The organism is Paraburkholderia caffeinilytica, assembly GCF_051027425.1.
Classification (GTDB): domain Bacteria; phylum Pseudomonadota; class Gammaproteobacteria; order Burkholderiales; family Burkholderiaceae; genus Paraburkholderia; species Paraburkholderia caffeinilytica_A.
Map to the genome: position 1 here is coordinate 3,752,127 of NZ_CP186552.1, position 21,419 is coordinate 3,773,545.

Genomic DNA, 21,419 nt, shown 5'->3' on the forward strand with positions numbered 1-21,419 from the left:
TTGGCAACGATCCGGCAATGGCGGCAATACATCAGCATACCGCCGCCATCGCCCTGCGAATTTCAACCCAGCAGCACCTTCGCGTGATGCGCGATGTGATCCTCGATGAACGTCGAGATGAAGTAATACCCGTGGTCGTAGCCTGCATGACGACGCAGCGTCAGCGGCTGCCCCGCGGCCTTGCAGGCCGCTTCGAACACATCCGGGTTCAACTGCTCGGCAAGAAACTGATCCGCCAGCCCCTGATCGACCAGAATCCCTTGCGTGAACTTGCGCGACGCGTGGGCAACCAGTTCGCTCGCGTCATATTGCTTCCACGCTTCGCGGTCCTCGCCCAGATATCCGCTGAACGCCTTCACGCCCCACGGGCACTGTGAAGGCGCGGCGATCGGCGCGAACGCCGACACCGACCGATAGATCTCCGGGTTGCGCAGCGCCAGCATCAACGCGCCATGACCGCCCATCGAATGTCCGAAGATGCCCAGACGCGCGCCGTCCACCGGCAGGTTCGCGAGCACCGTTTCGCGCAGTTCGTCGCGCACGTACGAGTACATGCGATAGTGCTTCGCCCACGGCTGCTGTGTCGCGTTGACGTAAAAACCCGCGCCCACGCCGAAGTCCCACGCCGCGCTCTCGCCCGGCACACCTGCGCCGCGCGGACTGGTGTCCGGCGCGACGAGCGCGATGCCGTGCTGTGCCGCAAAGCGCTGCGCGCCCGCCTTGATCGGGAACGTTTCCTCGGTGCAAGTCAGCCCGGCGAGGTAAAACAGCGCGGGTACATTCGCGCTGGCCTGCAAGGCCTGCGGCGGCAGATATACCGAGAAGCGCATCGGCAGACCGACCGTCTGCGAGTCGTGCCGGTAGATCCGCTGCTCGCCGCCATGGCAGGCATGCGACGACAATAGTTCAAGCATTCGCGATGCTCCTTTCTGTGCCGGGTCAGTGACGCGTTTGTGAGGCGTTGATGCCGCGCTGGTGCCGCATTGACGCCGCATTGACGCCGCATTGACGCCGCGCTAGTGAAGTATTACCGCCGCATTAGTACAGCACGACCGAGCGGATCGACTCGCCCTTCTTCATCAGATCGAAGCCCTCGTTGATTCGTTCGAGCGGCAGACGGTGCGTGATCAGGTCGTCGATATTGATCTTGCCTTCCATGTACCAGTCGACGATCTTCGGCACGTCCGTACGACCGCGCGCACCGCCGAATGCCGAACCCTTCCACTCACGGCCCGTCACCAGCTGGAACGGACGCGTGCTGATCTCTTCGCCCGCCGCCGCCACACCGATGATGAACGACTGCCCCCAGCCCTTGTGCGTGCATTCCAGCGCCTGACGCATCACCTTGGTGTTGCCGATGCATTCGAATGAGTAGTCCGCGCCGCCGTCGGTGAGTTGCACGATATGGTCGACCACGTTCTCGACCTCGTTCGGGTTGATGAAGTGCGTCATGCCGAACTTCTTCGCCAGTTCCACGCGGCCCGGGTTGATATCGACGCCGATAATCTTGTCCGCGCCGACCATCTTCGCGCCCTGAATCACGTTCAGACCGATGCCGCCGAGACCGAACACCACCACGTTCGCACCCGCCTCGACCTTCGCCGAATAAACGACCGCGCCCACACCTGTCGTCACGCCGCAGCCGATGTAGCAGATCTTGTCGAACGGCGCATCTTCACGCACCTTCGCGACCGCGATTTCCGGCACGACGATGTAGTTCGAAAACGTGGACGTGCCCATGTAGTGAAACAGCGGCTTGCCATCGAGCGAAAAGCGCGACGTGGCGTCGGGCATCAGTCCCTTGCCTTGCGTCGAACGGATCGCCTGGCAAAGATTGGTCTTGCGCGACAGACAGAACTTGCACTGGCGGCATTCCGGCGTGTAAAGCGGAATGACGTGGTCGCCCTTCTTCAACGTGCCCACACCCGGGCCGACGTCGACGATCACGCCCGCGCCTTCGTGGCCGAGAATCGCCGGGAAGATCCCTTCCGGATCGGCGCCCGAGAGCGTGTAGTAATCGGTGTGGCAGATGCCCGTGGCCTTCACTTCGATCAGGACTTCACCGGCGCGCGGGCCTTCCAGATCCACTTCTTCGATCGTCAACGGGGCGCCGGCTTTCCATGCGATTGCTGCTTTGGTTTTCATCGTGAATGCTCCTGTGAGTCTGTGAATGCTCTGGCGCGGCGCGGTGGGATATCGCGCGACGTGCCGATGTCGTGATTCGCTTATGCGGTTATTCGGTCAAGCAGCTATTAGGCTATGCAATTATTTCGTGTGCCGGATCAGGGACGGACAGTGTCGTTGCCACCGGCTTCGTTCGCCGGCCTCTACCTTAGCGCGCGAAAGTCGTCATGGTATTGCAAAGTGCGTCGCGGCATTGTCTGTAGCTGACATCGTGTGGTTATCGAAGCGGGGTTTCACCGAACCATGGTTCGACGCGGCCATACAGATCGAGAAAGCGTGCATAACGTTCGGCGAGCGCCGCATCGCCTTGCGGCCCGGCAACACGCGTCGCGCCCGGCGCAAGTGCGGCGAGGTCGCTCGCGTGCCAATGCCCGCTCGCCAATCCACCGAGGATGGCCGCGCCACGCGGCGCCGCGTTCGGACAATCCACCGCATAAAGCTCGACGTTCAACGCATCGGCAAGCAACTGCCGCCAGCGTGCATCGACTGAACCGCCGCCCGCGAGTTTCAATGTGGTCACCGTGGCGCCGCTCGCGCGGATCGCGTCGAGCCCCGCGCGCAGCGAGAACGCGACGCCTTCGAATGCGGCGCGCATCATCGTACCGCGTGTGTGGTCGAGTGCAAGGCCGAGCCAGCCGCCACGCGCGGATGGATTAAGCCACGGGGTGCGCTCGCCGGTGAGGTACGGCAGGAAGGTGAGTCCTGCTGCTGCGCTGGAGATAGCCGCTGTTGTCTCGCCAAGGGCGTCATTCGATACGTTGCCGGCGAGACTGCCTGATGCATTGCCGATCGCCGTGTTCGAAGTATCGCCGAACGCGCTACCCGACACGCTGCCTGAGACGCTGCCGGGCACATTGCCGATCGCAGCACTCGTCGCATCGCCAAACGCATCACGATAAGCATCGGCCCATTCATACGACAGCCAGCCGCGCACGCGTTCGAGCGCGACGCCGACGTTTTGCATCGCTGCCATCCGATACCAGTGATCGCTCGCCGCTCGATAGCGATGCAGGCCTCTCACGGCTTGCGGCGCGTGCTCGGCGAGCACGACGATTTGTCCACCGGTGCCCGTGGTAAGCAACGCGTCGCCGTCACTCGCGAGACCGCTGCCGAGCGCGGCACAAGGCGTATCGGCGGCGCCGATCGCGAGCACGATGCCGGCTCGCAGACCCAGTTCCCGCGCAGCGTTCTGCGACAAAACACCACCCGCCGCATAGGAAGGTGCAAGCGGTGCAAACCATTCCTGGGGCAATTCGAGCCGTTCGAGCAACGCCCGATCCCATACCCCCGCGGGATCGGCGAGCGCGGTCGCGCAGGCGTCGGAAGGATCGGTTGCAATCGCGCCACCCAGCGCGACGCGCAGCCAATCCTTCGGCTGCAGGGCCCAACGCGTCTTGTGCGCGGAGTGCGATTCGCTCTGCACGATCCAACGCAGCAAGGGACCCGCCATGCCAGGCGCAACAGGATTCGGCTGCGGCTCGGGCCACTGGTCGAGCAGGCCCAACGCACGCGTGTCGGGCCAGAGCATCGCGGGGCGCACGGCTTCGCCATCGGCATCGATCAGCACGACGCCGTGCATCTGTCCGGAGAAGCCGATTGCCCGCACCTCGCGACGCAAGTCCCGAGGCAAACGCGCCGCTGCTTCGCATAGCGCGCGCCACCAGGTTTGCACCGAAATTTCCGCCCATCCCGGATGCGGCGTTTCGAGTGCATACGCGACATTCGCCGCGGCCTGCTCGCGACCGTTTTCGTCGACGATTGCTACTTTGAGGGAACCGGTGCCGAGGTCGATGCCAAGAAAACTCATGGGCGATAGAACGTCAATTTGAGCTTGGGGATAAGCACGCGAAAAGTGCCTGGAACGACGTATTTTCCATCACCGCCACGCGGTTTCGGAACGCTGCCCGAATGTACGAGGAAAATCCGGAATCGCGGGTTAACCCCGCCACGCCGCGAGCCACGTCAAAACAGGACTATGCGTCGAGCGAGATACACCTCATTGATTCTCACACATATCTCGTTCAGACGGGCGCGCGCGGCGCCTGAGCGTCCATCGCTGCTGCAAGGGGCTGACAGCCGATTTGTGCAGTGCGCGCATTTCTTTTGGCTTTCAAATGGGCCTCATGCATATCGTCACCGGGAATGCCGGAATAGGCCCCAGTGGTCTTGTTGCACTTTTTCGTTCCGCATACCTTGGAGTCATCCCAAAACGAGATGGTGGAGAGAGACAAAATGCAATCGAACACGGTTCACCCGTGCGACGAGCGACTGCCCGCGGGCCAGTTGCTGACGCTCGGCATTCAGCACGTTTTGGTGATGTACGCAGGCGCAGTTGCGGTGCCGCTGATCATCGGCGCGGCGCTGAAATTGCCGAAAGACCAGATCGCGTTCCTGATCAGCGCCGATCTGTTTTCCTGCGGCATCGCCACGCTGATTCAGACACTCGGTCTGTGGATCTTCGGCATCCGTCTGCCGGTCATCATGGGCTGCACGTTCGCGGCGGTCGGTCCGATGGTCGCGATCGGTACCAACCCTTCGCTCGGCATTCTCGACATCTTCGGCTCGACGATCGCAGCCGGTGTTATCGGCATCCTGCTCGCGCCGATGGTCGGCAAGCTGCTGCGCTTTTTCCCACCGGTGGTGATCGGCGTGGTGATCTCGGTGATCGGTTTGTCACTGATGGAAGTGGGCATCAACTGGGCCGCCGGCGGCGTGGGCAATCCTGATTACGGCAACCCGGTCTACCTTGGTTTGTCGCTGATGGTCCTGATGCTGATTCTGTTGATCAACAAATTCGCCAAGGGCTTCCTCGCCAATATTTCGGTGCTGCTCGGCATCGTTGCGGGTTTCATCATCGCGCTGGCGCTCGGCCGCGTGAACATGGACGGCGTCACGCATGCACCGTGGGTCGGGATCGTGATGCCGTTCCACTTCGGCCTGCCGCATTTCGATCCGCTCGCGATCGCGACGATGGTCACCGTGATGTTCGTCACCTTCATCGAATCGACCGGCATGTTCCTCGCGGTCGGCGATATGGTGGATCGTCCGGTGGATCAGAAGACGCTGGTGCGCGGTTTGCGTGTCGACGGTCTGGGTACGTTGATCGGCGGCATCTTCAATTCGTTTCCGCATACCTCGTTCTCGCAGAACGTCGGCCTGATCGGCGTGACGGGTGTGAAGAGCCGTTTTGTCTGCGCGATGGGCGGCGTGATCCTGGTGCTGCTGGGCCTGTTCCCGAAGATGGCGCAGGTGGTGGCTTCGGTGCCGGCCTTCGTGCTCGGCGGTGCGGGCATCGTGATGTTCGGCATGGTCGCGGCGAACGGCATCAAGGTGCTGGCCAAGGTCGACTTCGTGAAGAATCACCACAACCTGTTCATCGTCGCGGTGAGTATCGGCATGGGTCTGGTGCCGGTGGTGTCGCCGCAATTTTTCTCGAAGCTGCCGCCGGCGCTCTCGCCGCTGTTGCATAGCGGGATCTTGCTGGCGTCGGTGTCGGCGGTCGTGCTGAACCTGATCTTCAACGGTGTGAAGAGCGAGAAGAAGGCGCAGTGCGAAATTCGCAAAGCCGGACATGATTTCGACGGACGCGGCGGGAATGAGCCGACGGGCGGCGATGAGATGCTGCGTGCGGTGGATCTGCACTGAGCGTCTGATTGTGGAACTAGGGCCACGGGACTGGGGTCGCCGCGGGGCTTGAGGGGCTTGAGGGGCTTGAGGGGCTTGAGGGGCTTGAGGGGCTTGAGGGACCTGAGGGGCCTGAGGGGCCTGAGGGGCCTGAGGGGCCTGAGGGGCTTAAAGGGCGTACTCAGATGCTCAAGGTGCCTGAAGCGTGAAGCACCTCAAGTCACGCACACTCTGCGCAAAAAAAAACGCCACGGCTTGCCGTGGCGTTTTTTATTCCCGGTCAACCCATTCAGACAGTCAACCCAGTCAACCCGCGCGGCGGGCCCAGAACCGAGCCCCACCGCGCGCCTGCTGACTTAACCCGCTGTCGCTGCCGAAGCCGCCGCCGGCGCACTTGCCGCGCCGTAGTCGACCGGCGCATCCGCCGGACGCGGCTGCTCGCCGGCCCGCTGGATCCAGCCGCCGCCCAGTGCCTGGTACAAATCGACCAGATTCTGGAGACGCTGCATACGCGCGGTAATCAACGACTGCTGCGACGAGTACAGATCCGTCTGCGCGGTCAACACCGACAGATAACTGTCGACGCCGTTCGTATAACGCAGGTTCGACAGATCCAGTCGACGCTGTTCAGCAAAGGTATTGCGCTCCAGCGCCTGGATCTGCTGATCGTATGTGCCGCGTGCCGCCAGTCCGTCCGCCACTTCGCGGAAGGCCGTCTGGATCGCCTTTTCATACGTCGCGATCTGGACTTTCTTCTGGATATTGGCGAGATCGAGGTTGGCAAGGTTCTGCCCGCCTTCGAAGATCGGCAGCGTGATCGACGGCGCAAAGCTCCACGCCGCCGAACCCGGCTTGAACAGACCGCCGAGCGTCGGGCTCAACGTGCCGAAGCTGCCGGTCAGCGAGACCTTCGGGAAGAACGCCGCACGTGCCGCGCCGATGTTCGCGTTGGCCGCCAGCAGGTTCTCTTCGGCCTCCATGATGTCCGGACGACGCGTCAGCAGATCGGACGGCAACCCGGCCGGAATATCCGTGAGGAGATTCTGGTCGTTCAATGTCAGACCCGGCGGCAAATCGGCCGGCAAGGGCTCGCCAATCAACAGCACCAGCGCGTTCTCACCCTGCGCGCGCAGACGTGCCTGCGCCTGCAGGTTCGCGTTGGCCTGCTCGACCACGGTTTGCGATTGCCGCAAATCGAGTTCCGAACCCGTGCCGTTATCGAATTGCAGCTTGGCGATCCGATACGACTCCTGCGACGTCTTCAGCGTGTTCTGCGTCACCGTCAGCAGATCGTCGAGCTCGAGCACCGTCAGGTACTGATCCGCGACTTGCGAAACCAGCGAGATTTCCGCCGCCTTGCGCGCCTGAGCGGTGGCCAGGTACTGCGCCAACGCCTGATCCTTCAGGCTTTGAATCCGCCCAAAGAAGTCGATTTCCCAGGAAGCGTTCAGACCCACCGAATACGTGTTACTGATCGTCAGACCAGTGGACGACAGATCTTTCGGCGTGCGCTGCTTGGTTTGCGACGCTGCCGCATCGAGCGTCGGGAGCAGCCCCGCACGAACGATGCGGTACTGCGCCGCCGACGCCTGCATGTTCAGCACCGACACGCGCAGATCGCGGTTGTTCTTCAGCGCGATCTCGATCAACCGCTGCATACGCGGATCGACAAAGAAGTCACGCCAGCCGATATCGGCCGCGGCCTGGCCGCCGGCGCTGCGCCCCGCAACCGACGTGCCCGTTTGCCCCGCGCCCGGCTGGGTCGCGCCCGGCTGCGTGTCGTACACGCCGCCAGTCGGGAAGGTGCCCGTCACGGGTTCAGCGGGGCGCTGGTACTTCGGCGCCATCGTGCAACCCGCGGCGAACAGCGCAACCGCCACTGCAATCAAAGAGTGTTTTTGCATCTCAATGTCCGTCCTTGCCCGAGCCTTGATCAGTCGACCCGCCAGCGGACCCGCCACCTTGCGGATCATGCGGATGGTGCTGGTTGTAATGTGCGAGCGCCTCATCCGGATCTTCCTTCTCGCCGCCGAACTTCGCGCGAATCACGACGAAGAACATCGGGATCATGAAAATCGCGAGGAAGGTTGCCGTCAACATCCCGCCGATCACGCCGGTACCGATTGCGTGCTGGCTGGCCGAGCCGGCGCCGTTACTGATCGCGAGCGGCATCACGCCGAGAATGAACGCGAGCGAGGTCATCAGAATCGGACGCAACCGCAGACGCGCCGCTTCGAGCGCGGCCTCGATCGGCCCCATTCCTTCACCCTGCTGCAGCTCGCGGGCGAATTCCACGATCAGAATCGCGTTCTTCGCCGACAGCCCCACCGTGGTCAACAGACCCACCTGGAAGAACACGTCGTTCTCGAGCCCGCGCAGCGTAGCGGCCAGCAGTGCGCCGATCACGCCGAGCGGCACCACCATGATCACCGAGAACGGGATCGACCAGCTTTCATACAGCGCCGCGAGACAGAGGAACACGACGAGGATCGAGATGCCGTACAGAATCGGCGCCTGCGAACCGGACTGGCGTTCCTGCAACGACAAGCCCGTCCATTCGTAGCCGATACCCGCCGGCAGCTTCGCCACGAGTGCTTCCATGGCCGTCATGGCCTGACCGGTCGACTTGCCCGGTGCAGCCGCGCCCTGGATTTCCACCGCCGAGATACCGTTGTAGCGCTCGAGCTTCGGCGAACCGTAGGACCACGTACCGCTGGCGAACGACGAGAACGGCACCATGCTGCCGGCCGTATTGCGCACGTACCAGGCGTTCAGGTCTTCCGGGTTCATCCGGAACGGTGCGTCGCCCTGCAGATACACCTTCTTGATCCGGCCATCGGTATCGAGGAAGTTGTTCACGTACTGCGACGCCCACGCGATCGAGAACGTCTGGTCGATCGCCGATAGCGACACGCCGAGCGCGGAAGCCTTCTCGTGGTCGATGTTCACGGTGAACTGCGGCGTATCGTTCAGGCCGTTCGGACGCACCTGAGCCAGCGTCGGATCTTTCGCAGCCATGCCCAACAGCATGTTACGAGCCTGCATCAGCTTCTCGTGGCCGATACCGGCGCGATCCTGCAGTTCGAAGTCGAAGCCGGCAGCCGTGCCGAGTTCAGGAATCGACGGCGGATTCACCGGATACACCAGCGCATTCTTGTAGCTCGAGAAATGCATGAAGAGGCGGCCAACCAGCGCCTGCACCTTCTGATCCGCATGCTGACGCTCGGCGTAGTCCTTCATCCGCACGAACACGAGACCCGCGTTCTGACCACGGCCGGCGAAGCTGAAGCCGTTCACCGTGAAGGTCGATTCGACAATGCTCTTCTCGCCGTTGAGCAGGTAGTCGGAGACGTCCTTCAGCGCGCGCGCCGTGGTTTCCTGCGTCGAACCGGACGGCGTTTGCACCAGCACGAACATCGTGCCCTGGTCTTCGTCAGGCAGGAACGACTTCGGCAGCTTCACGAACAGCAGACCGACCGCGAAGATCACCACCATGTAGATGATCAGCCAACGGCCCGAGCGCTTGATCACGTGGTGAACGCCCGAGTGATACTTGTCGCGGCTCTTGTTGAACGTGCGGTTGAACCAGCCGAAGAAGCCGGTGGTTTTTTCCTCGTGGCCCTTTTCGACCGGCTTGAGAATCGTCGCGCACAGCGCCGGCGTCAGAATCAACGCGACCAGCACGGACAGCACCATGGCCGCCACGATCGTCAGCGAGAACTGCCGGTAAATGGCCCCGACCGAACCGCCCGAGAACGCCACCGGCACGAACACCGCCGACAGCACGAGCGCCACGCCGACCAGCGCGCCGGTAATCTGGTCCATCGCCTTGCGAGTGGCATCTCGAGGCGACAAGCCCTCCTCCTGCATCACCCGCTCGACGTTTTCCACCACCACGATCGCATCGTCCACCAGCAGGCCGATGGCCAGCACGAGCCCGAACATGGACAGCGTGTTGATCGAGAAGCCCACCAGACCCATGATCGCGAACGTGCCCAACAGCACCACCGGCACGGCGATCGTCGGGATCAGCGTGGCGCGCAGGTTCTGCAGGAACAGGTACATGACCAGGAACACCAGCACGATACCTTCGAGCAGCGTCTTGACCACTTCTTCGATCGACAGGCGCACGAACGGCGTAGTGTCGTACGGATATTGCACGACCAGACCGTGCGGGAAGTACTTCGACAGTTCGGCGACCTTCGCGCGCACTGCCTTGGCCGTAGCCAGCGCGTTCGCGCCGGTAGCGAGCTGAATACCGAAGCCTGCTGTCGGCTGACCGTTGTACTTGGTGTCGAAGTTGTAGTTTTCGCCGCCGAGCTCGATGCGCGCCACGTCCTTGATACGGACTTGCGAGCCGTCCGTGTTCACCTTCAGCAGCACGTTGCCGAACTGTTCAGGCGTGTTCAGCAGCGTGGCTTCCGTGATGGTTGCCTGCAGCACCTGCCCCGGCACCGACGGCGTGCCGCCGAGCGAGCCGCCCGCAACCTGCACGTTCTGCGCCGTCAACGCCGTCTGCACATCCACCGGCGTGAGGCCGAAGTTGGTCAGCTTGTTGGCGTCGAGCCAGATCCGCATTGCGTACTGCGAGCCGAACAGCGTCACCGTACCCACACCATCGATCCGGCTGACCGGATCTTCAATGTTCGACGCAACGTAGTTCGCCAGGTCGTACTTGTTCATGCTGCCGTCTTCGGACACGAACGCCATCACCAGCAAGAAGCTGCTGCTCGACTTCGTGACCTTGGTGCCCAACTGCTGCACGGCTTGCGGCAACAGCGGCGTGGCGAGCTGCAGCTTGTTCTGCACCTGCACCTGCGCGATGTCAGGATTGGTGCCGGCTGCGAACGTCAGCGTGATGGTTGCCGTACCCGAGTCGTCCGACGTGGACGACAGGTACAGCAAGTGGTCGAGACCACTCATCTGCTGCTCGATCACCTGCGTGACGGTGTTTTCCACCGTCTTCGCCGATGCGCCCGGGTACGTTGCGCTGATCTGCACGGCCGGCGGCGCGATGGTCGGGTATTGCGCGATCGGCAACGTAAAGACCGACGCGATACCCGCGAGCATCAGAATAATGGCGATCACCCATGCAAAAATCGGGCGATCAATAAAGAACTTTGCCATGTGGCGGGCTCCCTGTTATTACGCGCCCGATGCAGCAGAAGCGGGTTGAGCCGTCTGCGTAGCACCGCTGGCGGCCGGCGCACCCTGAGCGGCTGCGCCGGAAGCGGGTGTGGCGGGAAGTTGCGCGGCAACGGCCTTGACGTCCTGGCCCGGATGCGCCTTGTCGGTACCCTGGACAATTACACGGTCGCCGGCGTTCAGGCCGCTTTCCACCACCCAGTTCGAACCGTACGTGCCCGAGGTGACGAGCTGACGCAACTCGACCTTGTTCGCTGCGTTGACGACGAGCGCGGTCGGCTGACCCTTCTGGTCATGCGTGACGCCGACTTGTGGCACGACAATCGCATTGTCGTTGACGCCTTCCTCGATCCTGGCGCGCACGAACATGCCCGGCAGCAACACCTTGTCCGCGTTCTTGAAGATCGCGCGAACCGTGACCGAACCGGTGCTCTGGTCAACCGTGACGTCGGTGAACTGCAGCTTGCCCTTTTCCGAATAGGTGCGGCCGTCTTCGAGAATCAGCGAGACCTTGGCAGCGTCCGGGCCGGTCGTCTTCAGACGCCCGTCCTGCACTTCGCGGCGCAGCTTCAGACCGTCGAGGCTGGATTGCGTCAGATCCACGTAGACCGGATCGAGTTGCTGGACCGTTGCCAGCAGCGTGGCCGCGCTCGCCTGCACATACGCGCCCGGCGTGACTTGCGACACGCCGACCTGGCCGGTCACCGGCGAGGTCACGTCGGTGTAGCCGAGGTTGATCTGCGCCGTGTCGACCGCTGCCTTGCCGGCGGCCACGTCAGCCGCGGCCTGGCCTTCTGCGGCCACCGCGTTGTCGTAGTCCTGCTTGCTGACCGCATTGGCGGCAACCAGCACCTTGTAACGGTTGGCTTGCGCGGTGGTCGACACGAGGTTGGCCTGGGCCTTCGCCAGCGTTGCCTTCGCGTTGTTCAACGTCGCGATGTAGGGCGCCGGATCGATCTTGTACAGACGCTGACCGGCCTTGACCTCTCCACCTTCCGTGAATTCGCGGCGCAGTACGATGCCGTCGACCCGCGCACGCACTTGTGCGACGAGGAAGGCACTGGTGCGGCCCGGCAATTCGGTGACGACCGGCACCGCCGTCGGCTGGACGGTGACGACGCCAACTTCGGGCGTTTGTTGCGGCGGGGCAGATTGTTTTGGTCCGCACGCTGCCAGCAATACGGCAGCCGTCGCGGCACTGATTAAGCGGAATGGAACCCGTTCGACGCGCATGGAGCGACCTCTGTCAAAGACTGAGAATGAAAAAGTGCGCGCATCCCTACCCCGGGGACGACAGCGCACACATGCGTCTTGCGACGCTCGACCGGAAGCCCGTGGATGCAAACCGCACCTGCAGGGGCATCCTGAGCGAAATGCGCCATACCGGGGAAATGCCGCACGGCGTCGCCCATCCAGGCACGGCGCAAGAGCGTTTTGAAAGGCAACAGTGACGGATATTAACCGGTCGTCACGGCTTGGGCTATCCGATCGTGGGATGCTATTATATATACATCCACGAATGCATGTATAAGTGCGTTTACTTCTTTGCAGGCGGGGGGCCTGCAAAATCGCTTCGTAAATTGCTTAACAGCAGACAGATTGTCATCGAGCGTACTTAAAAGCGCCCGGGAAAACCCCACAATCAGGGCAAGTCAACACCGATATGGTCAGAAGAACCAAAGAAGAGGCGCTGGAGACGCGCAATAGCATTCTCGACGCGGCCGAACGGGTTTTCTTCGAGAAAGGCGTATCGCGCACATCGCTCGCCGACATCGCGCAGGCAGCCGGCGTCACGCGTGGCGCGATCTATTGGCACTTTGCGCACAAAAGCGATCTGTTTACCGAAATGTTCGACCGCGTGCTGTTGCCGCTGGACGAGCTCAAGGCCGCCTCGCAAGACCCCAATGAACCCGACCCGCTCGGGCGTCTGATGGAAATCTGCATGGTCTGCCTGCGCGACACCGCCAACGACCCGCGCCGCCGGCGGGTGTTCGACATCCTTTTTCTGAAGTGCGAGCTGGTCCAGGAAATGGGTCCGGTGATGATCCGCTATCAGACGAATATGCGCGAAGGGTTGCAGAAAATCGAAGGCGGCCTGCGCAATGCGATCTCGAAAGGGCAATTGCCGGCCGATCTCGACACCCGGATCGCGGCCGCGATGGTGCACTCGTTCATCAGCGGCTCGCTGCGCGATATGCTGTTTCTGCCGGATGCGACCGATTTCGGCAAGCATGCGGAGCAGATGGTCGCCGGGATGTTCGATGCGCTGCGGCTGAGCCCGGCGTTGCGCACGGGGAAGACGGCGGAGCTATCCGGCGGGGCAGCGACCTGAATTGTTAGCGCGGCCACGAAACGGCGGGCGGGTGTGCAGTCGCACAACCCGCCCGCTTTTGTTTACGCGTGCCGGCCTTTAGAAAAGACGCTTACAGGAGGCCTCTGCAGCCGGTCTTTGCAGCGGCTTCACGCAGCCACCTGACTAGCCCGCGCCTTCTGGTTCGACGCATAAATGTTGCTGCGCTCGAGGGGGGCCCCATCCTTCACTGCGGCAATCCACTGTTCCGTACTCGCCACCGCCGCGAAGTTCGACTGTAAAACCACGCTGAAGACCCGGTGAATCTCCTGCGCGCTCGCGAGGCCCGCGCTGTTCTCATAGGGCAGCGAGCCGGTTGCATCGTGCAGAAACTCGACGGTAAACCCCGCATGGTAGGCATGGTTAATCGTCGACGCGTCACAATTGTGCGTCATGTAACCGACAACCGTCAGCGTGTCGACCTGCTGCGCGGCCAGCCAGTCGGCGAGATCGGTGCCGGTAAAGGCGCTCGCCACCGACTTCTCAATATAGTGATCGTGGGCTCGCGCCCCCACTACCGGATGCAGCTCGGCGCCTTCGCTGCCGCGCGCGAACACCGGCGCGCCGGCCGGCGAAAAATGTTGCACAACCACCACCGGCACGCCGCCGGCACGGGCCGCGTCCATCGCCCGGCCGACGTTGGCGAGCGAGGTTTGCACGTCCGGATATTCGATCGGCAGATCGCCGGTGACGTATTCGTTCTGCACGTCGATGACGATCAGCGCGCGGCGGGGTGCGGTCATGGCAAGACTCCTGTCGGTTAAGCGGTTTAGGGCTCGCGCTGCGCGGCCCCTGATGGGCCTTGAGCAGTCAGCAGCGATGACTGCATTGTTCGCTCGCCGCCGTTTTCCCGACAGTGACCCGAATGACAAGATTCGCTAGAATCGGGCCATCGTTGGATTGCTGCTGGATTTCATATAGCAACTGCGACCCATGGCTACACCCACCTCCCCCACCGCGGCGCGCGACGGCGCGCCCCGTCATGTCGTCGCGGTAGTCGCGTTCGACCGAATCAGCCCGTTCCATCTCTCCGTGCCGTGCGTGGTGTTCGGCGAGAATCGCAGTGGCGACGGCTTGCCCGACTTCGACTTTCGCGTCTGTGCGGCCGAAACCGGCACGCTGACCACCACGGCCGGTTTCTCGATCGCCGTGACGCATGGGCTCGAAGCGCTCGCCGACGCAGATACGATCATCGTGCCGAGCTGGCGCGATCCGGACGAACCACCGCCCGCCGCCCTCCTCGACGCATTGCGCGCCGCCCATGCGCGCGGCGCGCAACTGGTCGGGCTGTGCCTCGGCGCGTTCGTGCTGGCGGCGGCCGGCATCCTCGACGACCGGCCCGCGTCGACCCATTGGGCGTGGGCGGACGACTTCGCGCGCCGCTATCCGTGCGTGCGACTCGATCCCGACGTGCTCTATGTCGACGACGGCAACGTGGTGACCTCGGCCGGCACCGCAGCCGGCCTCGACTGCTGTCTGCACGTGCTGCGCAAAATATGTGGCGCGCAGGCGGCGAACTATGTCGCGCGCCGGCTGGTCGTGCCGCCGCATCGGCAAGGCGGCCAGGCGCAATTCATCCAGCAGCCGGTGGCGCCGAACGTACGCGGCGACCGCCTGTCCTGTCTGCTCGACTGGGTGAGGGAGAATCTGGATGCGCCGCATACACTCGACACGCTCGCTGAGCGCGCATTGATGAGCCGCCGTACTTTTACGCGGCGCTTCCGGCTGGCTACGGGCGCAACCGTCGGAGCATGGCTGCTGGCACAGCGGCTCGCCCGCGCGCAGCAGTTGCTGGAAAGCACGGACGAGTCTGTGGAAGCGATCGCGGGGATTGCCGGCTTCGGCTCGACCGCCTCGCTACGGCAGCATTTCGCGGAAGCGTTCCGCACCTCGCCGTCTGCATGGAGACGGGAGTTTCGCGGTGTATGAGCGCGAGCGGCGGATAGGACAGGCAAAAGCGGATAAAGCATTCAGGGGGTACAAACACCGTCGGGCTAATAACGGCGTTTCGTAGCCATCCACCGGGATTTCGTAGTCGCGCCGGCACGACAGCGGCGCGGCGCGCCAGGAAGTCACTGTTCGCTGATCCAGCGCGCCACATACAACAGCAGCGCCACCAGAAAAATCATCACCGCCCACGCCCAGTTCGGCACCGCATGCGGACCGGAATCGTGATGCGAGACCCCATGCGACACACCGGGGGAGACTCCATGCGACGCGCTCGCCGCGCGCCCGGTCAGCGCATTGCCATGTTCCGTACGCGTGCGTCGAGCGATGCCGCCGAGCGTGATCGGCCGCAGAAACACATGCTGCCGACGCGCCCCCGATCCGCGTGCGCGGTTCGGCCCTTGCCCATGCTTGGCGCGAACGACTGCGCCGAACTCGTCGAAAAAATCGTCGGCCAGTTGATGCAGCGCGTTTTCGAGCTGGCGCGTGGGCAGTTCGGCGAGCGGTCCGGACGAGGTCGCCCAGATCGTGTAATCGATTCGCGTACCCCGCTCCCTGCCGATACCATGCGCGCCGTCGTCCGCGCGCAACCGTACTTCGATCTGTCCGCGCAACGCGCCGATACCCTCGGCTCGCGCCTTGAAGTTGATGGTGCGGCGCTGCGCGTCCGCCGGCCCGGAATCCTGGCCGGCGACGTGGGCCCGTGCTTCGTAACGCGCGCGCAACGGCCCGAGCGGCACGGTCATGGTGAGCGCATATTCGCCGTGGCCAAGCCGCGTGAACGATTCGCAATTGTCGAGGCTGGCACGCAACAAGGCGAGGTCCTGCAACGCGTCCCACACGATGGACGGCGTAAGCGGGATCCGTAACGCGTCGTTCACTTCCATGGCAGCCTCCCCCGATGAACGCGCGACAGCCGGTCAGGAAGTCTGATCGATACGGTCGACGCGCGATGCGTAAAACGCGAGATACCCTTTTATTCTTAGCGCGGGCTCAAGCGGCGTCTCGTAGCTCCACACGGCGTTTTCGATCAGGCCGTCTTCGGTGCGGAGATGGTAGTACGAGGCATCGCCCTTGAACGGGCAGTGCGAAGTATGCGGTGAGCGTTCCAGGCGCGCCATGTTCACGTCGCCACGCGGAAAATAGAACACGTCCGGCAGGCCCGTTTCGGTGAGCGTCAAGCCGGCCTGGGTGTCGGCCATTGTCACGCCGCCGTGGATCACCCGCACCCGGTGGTTGTTGCCGCTGATGACGATGGTGTGCCCGCCCGAGCTAGCGCCGGCGCCGGGGCTTCCGTGGGGTGTCAAGGCATCGCTCATGTCTCGGCTCCGTAATGGGATGCAACTCGGGATGCAACTCGATGTGAGGTCGGCAAACAAAAAAGCCACGGGGGGCGCCCGTGGCTTCATTATCGGCCAAACTTCAGCCGATTGTGCAATTCCGCGACCTTCCCGAAAGCCGTCCGGGCGTCTCGCCCGGCGCCGCTCAGTCAGGCGCGCCGCTTATTGCGTATTCCAGTAGAACGCCGCCTTGGCGGTGCCCTTGGCCGGAACCGTCACCGATCTGGTCTGGTCGTGATCCTTGTATTGCGCGTGCACGGTGTAGCGGCCCGGGCGCAGCTTGACCAGCATGTAGGGTCCGCGCGACGTGGCGCTCAGCACATCGCCGTTGTGCGCGTCGACCACCCGCACGTGAACGTCGGCGAGAAAATCCGAGCCGGGACCGGTGAAACGCATCGACAACGGCCACTGGCTTTGTGCGTGCTGCAGTGCTTTCGATTCGTCGAGACCGACGCCGCCCGATACGAACGAGACGTCGCCCTGGTGCTGAATTTGCGGCAAACCGCCGCCGTTGGCATTGCCCGCGCTGCTTTCGTCGGTGGTCGTGCCACCCGTTACGTCGCTCGCCTGCGCATAAGCGCCGCCCGCCAGACCGAGCGTGAGCGCTGCACATACGGCGGCGGCTACGATCCTTCGCTGCTTGCGTTGGGTTTTCATCGGTTCGCTCCTTCTTAAGGCCCTTGTCGTCCGGCGTCCCTCCGTGGGTCCGGATCAAGGCAGACGCAACCTGCGTGCCAGACATCAGTTTGCGTCCTCTGGAAACCGCTGCTGCGCCACGCCATGCGGCGCAGAGCGCCCTGTTTCACGAGTTCGATGCGGGTGACGGATGCCGGTCCGTCGGCAGTATCTGCACGGACCGGCAAGCGTTACTTTAATTTCCCGGCGGATCGGCAAGGCGTCAGACAAATGCCGGCCAAACGATCACCGTGGTCATCAACCAGGCGGCTCGCCAAACAAGCCGCCTAAGCTCAGCCGAGATCGACCGGCACGAAGATTTGCGCGTTGTCGCGCTGGATCAGCAGCGCGATGCTGTTGCCCGCTCCGGCGATCATCTGTTTCAACTGGTCGACGCTCGTGACCGGCCGGCCGTTGACCGCGAGAATCACGTCGCCCGGCTGGATACCGGCGCTTTCAGCCGCACCGCCCGATTGCTGCACCAGCAGACCGTGCGACACCGAGGCGCCGCTCTTTTCTTCCGGCGTGAGCGGCCGCACCGCCACACCGAGACGGCCTTGCAACTGGGTCGGCTGATCGGCCTTGTCCGACGCCACCTTCGCATCCGACAACGAACCGATCGTCACCTTCAGGTCTTTCGTGGCCTTGTCGCGCCACACCTGCACGGTGGCCGAGCTGCCCGGCGCCAGACCCGCGACTTGTGAAGGCAGATCCGACGAATCGCCGACCGGATCGCCATTCACCGACAGAATCACGTCGCCCGGTTGCAGACCGCCCTTGGCAGCCGGGCCGCCCGGATCGACCGAGCTGACGAGCGCGCCTTGCGGCTTCTGCATACCGAACGAATTGGCCAGCGTCTGGTTCATGCCCTGCACCGCGACGCCGAGACGGCCGCGGCTCACATGGCCGGTCTTGACGATGTCGTCCTTGACCTTGATCGCTTCATTGATCGGGATAGCGAACGAAAGACCCTGGAAGCCGCCGGTCTGCGAATAGATCATCGAGTTGATGCCGATCACTTCGCCTTGCAGATTGAACAGCGGACCGCCCGAGTTACCCGGGTTCACCGGCACGTCGGTCTGGATGAACGGTGTGTAGTTTTCGTTCGGCAGCGAGCGCGACTTTGCGCTGATGATGCCCGAGGTCACCGTGTTGTCGAAGCCGTAAGGCGAGCCGATCGCGACCACCCACTGGCCGACCTTGCTCTGACGCGGATCGCCGATCTTCACGGTCGGCAGATCGCTCGCGTCGATCTTCAGCACGGCGACGTCGGACTGCTTGTCGGCGCCGATCACTTTCGCCTTGAATTCGCGTTTGTCGGTGAGCTTCACGGTGACGACGTTGGCGCCGTCCACCACGTGGGCATTCGTCAGGATATAACCGTCACTGCTGACGATGAATCCCGAACCCAGGCTCGCGCTCGGCTGGTCGGGCGCATCGCCGCCGTCGCCGCCTTGCATGCCAGGCATGCCGCCGAAGAAGTGCTTGTAGAACTGATAGAAGGGATCGCTCGGATCGATCGGCAACTGATTGCCGCCATTACCACCGTTTCCGCCGTTGCTACGCAAAGCGGTCTGCTTGACCACATGCTTCGCGCTGATGTTGACGACAGCCGGGCCGTAGGTTTCGACCAGGCCCGAGAAATCGGGGATGCCGGTTTTCGCCGCGGCTTCAGCAGGCATCATCGCGGCCTGCGCCGGCGTGATCACCTGCGGCGCGGGCACGTCGCGATGCCCCGCCACATAGCCGGCGGAGAGCGCCACGGCGACAGCCACTGCAACAGCGCTGCGGGACAAGGTTTTCGCGTTCATCGTGTACTCCTGACTGGGAGAAAGAGGCTTTGGAATGAGATGAAGCGTACGTGGCATCGCTTAAAAGAGTCTTAAGCAGCGCCAGACCGCTGCGAGCCGGCTTTTAAGGCCTGTTTCAGCCTCGCTTCAGCCACATTCGCCCCACATTCGAGCCACTTTACGAACAGAAAGCCTTACATCCTCAGAAGCGCACTTCGACCTGCAAACCACCCGCCGGCGATTCGTCGAGCTTCACGGCCGCATGGTGTTGCGTGGCGATACGGCGCACGATCGCGAGCCCGAGACCGCTGCCCGCCACGTCGGTGCGTACGCGGTTCGCGCCGGCGCCAGCGCGGTAGAAGCGATCGAACACGCGGTCACGTTCGGCCGGCTCGATGCCCGGCCCGCTGTCGGCAATCCGCACCACCGGATGCCCTTCTTCGACATGCAGGCTGACGTCGACGCGGCCGCCTCGCGGCGTGTATTTGGTTGCGTTATCAACGAGGTTGTTGAACATGACGCGCAGCGCGTCGGCGTCGCCGGTCACCGTAGCAGGTTCGCTCGCATCGATGCCGAGATCGACGCCGCGATTCTGCGCAAGCGGCGCGTACGCCACGACACAGTCCTGCAGCAGCGCATGCAGATCGATCGCGTTGGTGGCAGCGAGGCCGTCAGGCTCCGATCGCGCGAGCGCCAGCAATTGCTCGGCCAGACGCGTGGCGCGCGTGACGCCCGCTTGCAGATCGGCAAGCGCTTCGCCGCGCGTCGCGTCGTCTTTCGCCCGGGCCACCAGCTGCGATTGAATCTGCACGGCGGCGAGCGGCGTGCGCAATTCGTGCGCGGCATCGGCGACAAATGCTTTCTGAATGTCCAGCGCGGTGGCGAGCCGTTCGAGCAGGCCGTTCAACGCGCGCACGAGCGGCTGCACTTCGAGCGGCAGACGCTGATCAGGCAAGGGATCGAGTGCCTCGGGATGACGCGCGTCGAGCGCGCTGGTCACACGCCGCAACGGCCGCAGTCCACGCCCGACGACCACCCACACCGCCAGGCCCAACAACGGCAGGAGCACGATCAACGGCCACAGGGTTCGCAACGCGACATTTGCCGCGAGCCGGTTGCGCACCGAAACCGGCTGCGCCAGTTGCACCACGTTATCGCCGACGATCGCGCCGTACACACGCCAGTCGCCGCGCTCGGTACGCTCGGTCGAAAACCCAAGTTCGGCGCGCGGCGCGAGCGGCGCACGCGGTCGCGAGTAGTACATCAACACGCCGTTGCGATTCCAGATCTGCAGCACGATGCCTTCCTCACCGGTATCGTGCGAACCGAGCACTTGCGAGAACGGTTCCGCGGGCAACGCTGCGGCGATCTGCTCCAGCTGGTAGTCGAACAGTTCGTTGGCTTCGGCAAGCGCCTGCCGGTAGATCAGCCAACCCGCAATGCCGACGCCGAGCAACACCAGCGCCAGCAGCCAGAACAACAATTGACGTCGAATCGAACGCATCGGCTCAGGCGTCCTTGGCGATCATGTAGCCGAGACCGCGCACGTTGCGGATCAGGTCCGCGCCGAGCTTCTTGCGCAGGGCGTGAATGTAGACCTCGACGGTATTGCTGCCGATCTCCTCGCCCCAGCCGTACATTTTTTCTTCGAGCTGGCTCTTCGAAAGCACCGCGCCGGGCCGTGCGATCAACGCTTCGAGCAGCGCAAATTCACGCGCCGACAAGGCGACCGGCGCGCCGTCGAGCGTGACCTGGTGCGAGGCGGGATCGAGCGTCAGATTGCCGTGGCGAATCGTCGAATCGCTGCGGCCGGATTGACGGCGAATCAGCGCGCGCATGCGAGCGCCGAGTTCGTCGAGATCGAAAGGTTTGACGAGGTAATCGTCAGCGCCGGCGTCGAGACCTTTCACGCGGTCGGCGACCGCATCGCGCGCGGTGAGGATCAGCACCGGCGTGGCCTGGCCTTTGGCGCGCAGCGTGCGCAACACCTCGAGCCCGTCGCGTTTGGGCAGGCCGAGATCGAGCAACACCAGATCGTAAGGTTGGCCGGTCGCCGCGCTGAGCGCCGCTTCGCCGTCTTCCACCCAGTCGACCGCGAAGCCTTCGCCGCGCAGCGCCTTGCGCACGCCTTCGGCGATCATCCGGTCGTCTTCGACTAGCAATATGCGCATAGTTGGTACGGTCCTGAAACATTTGATGATGCCGCATTCTAGCGCCCGACCCGGCATGCGCGCCGCGCGACGCTTTTTCCCCGCAGCCCGGCAGCATGTCTCTACAATGAGCGCTTTGCGTCGCGCAGCGGTTTTCCGCGCATGACGCGATGCTCCGATGCACTTTGGATTGCCGCGCGTTGCCGCACGTCAC

At 63.4% G+C, this 21,419-nt stretch carries 16 protein-coding genes; 3 read left to right on the top strand and 13 right to left on the bottom strand.

Features of this window, described 5'->3' with window-relative positions; genetic code table 11:
• Positions 1-62: 62 nt before the first annotated feature.
• The 3 genes from fghA to ACOSV0_RS16610 all read right to left on the bottom strand — a co-directional run bounded on the left by fghA (position 63) and on the right by ACOSV0_RS16610 (position 3,991).
• Positions 63-914 carry an S-formylglutathione hydrolase gene (fghA, locus tag ACOSV0_RS16600; protein WP_434107218.1) on the bottom strand — a complete coding sequence of 284 codons (852 nt, stop codon included), beginning with the start codon at positions 912-914 and terminating at the stop codon, positions 63-65.
• A 124-nt stretch (positions 915-1,038) separates the two neighbouring features.
• Positions 1,039-2,145, bottom strand: coding sequence for an S-(hydroxymethyl)glutathione dehydrogenase/class III alcohol dehydrogenase (locus ACOSV0_RS16605; RefSeq protein ID WP_074282323.1), 1,107 nt, complete (start codon positions 2,143-2,145; stop codon positions 1,039-1,041).
• A gap of 256 nt (positions 2,146-2,401) precedes the next feature.
• Complete coding sequence (locus ACOSV0_RS16610; RefSeq protein ID WP_434107219.1) at positions 2,402-3,991, bottom strand: xylulokinase; 1,590 nt, start codon at positions 3,989-3,991, stop codon at positions 2,402-2,404.
• Positions 3,992-4,416: 425 nt separating this feature from the next.
• On the opposite strand from ACOSV0_RS16610, the gene ACOSV0_RS16615 reads away from it, so the two are divergent.
• On the top strand, positions 4,417-5,829 hold the full coding sequence (locus tag ACOSV0_RS16615) for a nucleobase:cation symporter-2 family protein (protein WP_434107220.1): 1,413 nt from the start codon (positions 4,417-4,419) through the stop codon (positions 5,827-5,829).
• Positions 5,830-6,164: 335 nt separating this feature from the next.
• On the opposite strand, the gene ACOSV0_RS16620 is transcribed toward ACOSV0_RS16615, so the two are convergent.
• Genes ACOSV0_RS16620 through ACOSV0_RS16630 form a run of 3 tightly spaced genes read right to left on the bottom strand, consistent with a single transcriptional unit; the run spans position 6,165 to position 12,186 of the window.
• Entirely contained in the window at positions 6,165-7,712 is a 1,548-nt protein-coding gene (locus tag ACOSV0_RS16620) for an efflux transporter outer membrane subunit (RefSeq protein ID WP_434107221.1), read from the bottom strand.
• 1 nt (position 7,713) lies between these two features.
• Positions 7,714-10,935: an efflux RND transporter permease subunit gene (locus ACOSV0_RS16625; protein WP_434107222.1), complete on the bottom strand. Its 3,222-nt coding sequence runs from the start codon at positions 10,933-10,935 to the stop codon at positions 7,714-7,716.
• 18 nt (positions 10,936-10,953) lie between these two features.
• Entirely contained in the window at positions 10,954-12,186 is a 1,233-nt protein-coding gene (locus ACOSV0_RS16630; protein ID WP_434107223.1) for an efflux RND transporter periplasmic adaptor subunit, read from the bottom strand.
• Positions 12,187-12,616: 430 nt separating this feature from the next.
• On the opposite strand from ACOSV0_RS16630, the gene ACOSV0_RS16635 reads away from it, so the two are divergent.
• Positions 12,617-13,285, top strand: coding sequence for a TetR family transcriptional regulator (locus ACOSV0_RS16635; protein ID WP_434107224.1), 669 nt, complete (start codon positions 12,617-12,619; stop codon positions 13,283-13,285).
• A 128-nt stretch (positions 13,286-13,413) separates the two neighbouring features.
• Here the strand turns inward: ACOSV0_RS16635 and ACOSV0_RS16640 are convergent, their stop codons facing one another.
• Entirely contained in the window at positions 13,414-14,046 is a 633-nt protein-coding gene (locus ACOSV0_RS16640) for a cysteine hydrolase family protein (protein WP_434107225.1), read from the bottom strand.
• A gap of 190 nt (positions 14,047-14,236) precedes the next feature.
• Here ACOSV0_RS16640 and ACOSV0_RS16645 point away from each other — a divergent pair, with 190 nt between their 5' ends.
• Positions 14,237-15,232, top strand: coding sequence for a helix-turn-helix domain-containing protein (locus tag ACOSV0_RS16645; RefSeq protein ID WP_434107226.1), 996 nt, complete (start codon positions 14,237-14,239; stop codon positions 15,230-15,232).
• Between the two features lie 143 nt (positions 15,233-15,375).
• Here the strand turns inward: ACOSV0_RS16645 and ACOSV0_RS16650 are convergent, their stop codons facing one another.
• The 6 genes from ACOSV0_RS16650 to ACOSV0_RS16675 form a co-directional block, all read right to left on the bottom strand.
• A complete protein-coding gene (locus ACOSV0_RS16650) occupies positions 15,376-16,137 on the bottom strand; it encodes a CoxG family protein (RefSeq protein ID WP_434107227.1) in 762 nt (253 codons plus the stop codon).
• A 33-nt stretch (positions 16,138-16,170) separates the two neighbouring features.
• Complete coding sequence (locus ACOSV0_RS16655; protein WP_434107228.1) at positions 16,171-16,569, bottom strand: DUF427 domain-containing protein; 399 nt, start codon at positions 16,567-16,569, stop codon at positions 16,171-16,173.
• Between the two features lie 183 nt (positions 16,570-16,752).
• Complete coding sequence (locus tag ACOSV0_RS16660) at positions 16,753-17,247, bottom strand: carboxypeptidase regulatory-like domain-containing protein (RefSeq protein ID WP_434107229.1); 495 nt, start codon at positions 17,245-17,247, stop codon at positions 16,753-16,755.
• A 311-nt stretch (positions 17,248-17,558) separates the two neighbouring features.
• Positions 17,559-19,076 carry a DegQ family serine endoprotease gene (locus ACOSV0_RS16665; RefSeq protein ID WP_434107230.1) on the bottom strand — a complete coding sequence of 506 codons (1,518 nt, stop codon included), beginning with the start codon at positions 19,074-19,076 and terminating at the stop codon, positions 17,559-17,561.
• 181 nt (positions 19,077-19,257) lie between these two features.
• The gene (locus tag ACOSV0_RS16670) at positions 19,258-20,559 is read right to left on the bottom strand and encodes an ATP-binding protein (RefSeq protein ID WP_434107231.1); all 1,302 of its coding nucleotides are present in this window, start codon (positions 20,557-20,559) and stop codon (positions 19,258-19,260) included.
• Between the two features lie 4 nt (positions 20,560-20,563).
• Positions 20,564-21,226 carry a response regulator gene (locus ACOSV0_RS16675; RefSeq protein ID WP_325044752.1) on the bottom strand — a complete coding sequence of 221 codons (663 nt, stop codon included), beginning with the start codon at positions 21,224-21,226 and terminating at the stop codon, positions 20,564-20,566.
• Between the last annotated feature and the right edge of the window lie 193 nt (positions 21,227-21,419).

Coding starts and splice junctions, on each gene's coding strand:
- fghA (WP_434107218.1), bottom strand. CDS start 914: ATGCTTGAACTATTGTCGTCGCATGCCTGCCATGGCGGCGAGCAGCGG.
- ACOSV0_RS16605 (WP_074282323.1), bottom strand. CDS start 2,145: ATGAAAACCAAAGCAGCAATCGCATGGAAAGCCGGCGCCCCGTTGACG.
- ACOSV0_RS16610 (WP_434107219.1), bottom strand. CDS start 3,991: ATGAGTTTTCTTGGCATCGACCTCGGCACCGGTTCCCTCAAAGTAGCA.
- ACOSV0_RS16615 (WP_434107220.1), top strand. CDS start 4,417: ATGCAATCGAACACGGTTCACCCGTGCGACGAGCGACTGCCCGCGGGC.
- ACOSV0_RS16620 (WP_434107221.1), bottom strand. CDS start 7,712: ATGCAAAAACACTCTTTGATTGCAGTGGCGGTTGCGCTGTTCGCCGCG.
- ACOSV0_RS16625 (WP_434107222.1), bottom strand. CDS start 10,935: ATGGCAAAGTTCTTTATTGATCGCCCGATTTTTGCATGGGTGATCGCC.
- ACOSV0_RS16630 (WP_434107223.1), bottom strand. CDS start 12,186: ATGCGCGTCGAACGGGTTCCATTCCGCTTAATCAGTGCCGCGACGGCT.
- ACOSV0_RS16635 (WP_434107224.1), top strand. CDS start 12,617: ATGGTCAGAAGAACCAAAGAAGAGGCGCTGGAGACGCGCAATAGCATT.
- ACOSV0_RS16640 (WP_434107225.1), bottom strand. CDS start 14,046: ATGACCGCACCCCGCCGCGCGCTGATCGTCATCGACGTGCAGAACGAA.
- ACOSV0_RS16645 (WP_434107226.1), top strand. CDS start 14,237: ATGGCTACACCCACCTCCCCCACCGCGGCGCGCGACGGCGCGCCCCGT.
- ACOSV0_RS16650 (WP_434107227.1), bottom strand. CDS start 16,137: ATGGAAGTGAACGACGCGTTACGGATCCCGCTTACGCCGTCCATCGTG.
- ACOSV0_RS16655 (WP_434107228.1), bottom strand. CDS start 16,569: ATGAGCGATGCCTTGACACCCCACGGAAGCCCCGGCGCCGGCGCTAGC.
- ACOSV0_RS16660 (WP_434107229.1), bottom strand. CDS start 17,247: ATGAAAACCCAACGCAAGCAGCGAAGGATCGTAGCCGCCGCCGTATGT.
- ACOSV0_RS16665 (WP_434107230.1), bottom strand. CDS start 19,076: ATGAACGCGAAAACCTTGTCCCGCAGCGCTGTTGCAGTGGCTGTCGCC.
- ACOSV0_RS16670 (WP_434107231.1), bottom strand. CDS start 20,559: ATGCGTTCGATTCGACGTCAATTGTTGTTCTGGCTGCTGGCGCTGGTG.
- ACOSV0_RS16675 (WP_325044752.1), bottom strand. CDS start 21,226: ATGCGCATATTGCTAGTCGAAGACGACCGGATGATCGCCGAAGGCGTG.